Consider the following 1,692-nt stretch of genomic DNA (forward strand, 5'->3'; position numbering starts at 1 on the left):
CAGCCAGCCAGGCCTCCAGCGCCTCCGCCCGCGCCTGCGACACCGCGTTGCCGATCCCCGGGCCCTTGAGGCCGCGCGCCACCGCATCGGCGGCGGCCTGTTTCACGTCCACCGCCAGCACCGTGCGCAGCGCGGCCGAGAGGCGCTCGCGTTGGGGATAGGGCTTGTCTTCCAGCCCGGTACGGCCGCGCGCATCGCATTCGCAGGCCAGCAGCGCCTGCTCGAAGCGATCGGGCCGGCGCAGTGCGTCGCAGCGCTCCAGCAGGCGCATCAGCGCGGCGGCGCCGAACTCGCCGCTGCGGTGGATGTTGCCGTGCTCGCCGGCCACCAACTGCGCCAGCTCGCGGCAATCGACCGGCACCCGCAGCCGGTCGGCCACCTGGGCGGCCAGGCGCACGCTGCGCGCCTCATGCGCGATGTGGCGCGGCCATTCTTCGGGCGGCGTGCTGCCCTTGCCCAGGTCGTGCACCAGGCAGGCCCAGCGCACCGGCAACGGCGCCTGCAGCGCGGCGGCGGTGTCCAGCACCAGCATCACGTGCACGCCGGTGTCCACCTCGGGGTGGTGCTGCGGCGGCTGGGGCACGCCCCACAGCCGGTCGAGTTCGGGCAGCAGCCGCGCCAGCGCGCCGCAGTCGCGCAGCAGGCCGAACATGCGGCTGGGCGCCGGCTCCATCAGCCCGCGCGACAGCTCCTGCCACACCCGCTCGGGCACCAGCGCGTCCACCTCGCCCGCTGTCACCATGCGGCGGCACAGCGCCAGCGTTTCGGGCGCCACCGAAAAATCGGGCCAGCGGGCCAGAAAGCGCGCCAGGCGCAGGATGCGCACCGGGTCTTCCTCGAAGGCGTCGGACACATGGCGCAGCACCCGGGCCTGCAGGTCGCGCTGGCCGCCGTAGGGGTCGATCAGGGTGCCGTCTTCGGCCTGGGCGATGGCGTTGACCGTCAGGTCACGGCGCTGCAGGTCCTGCTCCAGCGTCACCGAGGGGTCGGCATGCATCACGAAGCCACGGTAGCCGGGGGCCGACTTGCGCTCGGTGCGGGCCAGCGCGTATTCCTCATGCGTCTGCGGATGCAGAAAGACCGGGAAGTCGCGGCCCACCGGCACATAGCCCAGCGCGCCCATCTGCTCGGCGGTGGCACCCACCACCACCCAGTCGCGGTCACCGGTGTGGGGCGCGTCGGGCTGGCCGGCCTGCTCACGCAGCAGGCGGTCGCGCACCGCACCGCCCACGCAATACACCTGCATGCGCCAGCCCCTTGTCAGCGGCGGGCGCAGGCGCGCAGCGGGTCGAGCCGCGCGATGCCTTGTCGGCCGCCCAGGTAGCCGGGCGCCACCTGTTCCAGCGGCGCGGGCGTGATGCCCAGCGCCTGCAGCCCGGGCAGCGTGCCGGTGGCCACGTTGGGCACCTTCATCGAATCGAGGTTGTCGCCCGACATCAGCGGCTCGCCGGGCAGCAGCGACATCACGCCCGCCTGCAGGCGGCCCAGCGGGCCGGGCAGGCCGATCACCGGGCGTTCATGGCCCGCCCAGCGGCCGGCCAGTTGCACCAGCTGCTTGAGCGTGTAGACGTCGGGGCCGGCGCATTCGTAGGTCTGGCCGATGGTCTCGGGCCGGTCCAGGCAGCGCACCAGCGCCTCGGCCACGTCGTCCACCCAGCAGGGCTGGAACTTGGCGTCGGCGCCGGCCAGCGG

The 1,692-nt window shown here is 73.9% G+C and carries 1 protein-coding gene and 1 pseudogene; both read right to left on the reverse strand.

Features of this window, described 5'->3' with window-relative positions; all coding sequences use genetic code 11:
• A partial coding sequence (locus ABNT58_RS25100; protein ID WP_348756111.1) for a multifunctional CCA addition/repair protein occupies window positions 1–1,246 on the reverse strand: 1,246 nt, incomplete at its 3' end.
• Window positions 1,247–1,260: 14 nt separating this feature from the next.
• Window positions 1,261–1,692 (reverse strand): annotated as a pseudogene (locus ABNT58_RS25105) (complex I NDUFA9 subunit family protein); the annotation flags it as partial.

The sequence above is a fragment of the uncultured Aquincola sp. genome (genome assembly GCF_964001545.1).
In the GTDB taxonomy this organism is placed as follows: Bacteria; Pseudomonadota; Gammaproteobacteria; order Burkholderiales; family Burkholderiaceae_C; genus Aquincola.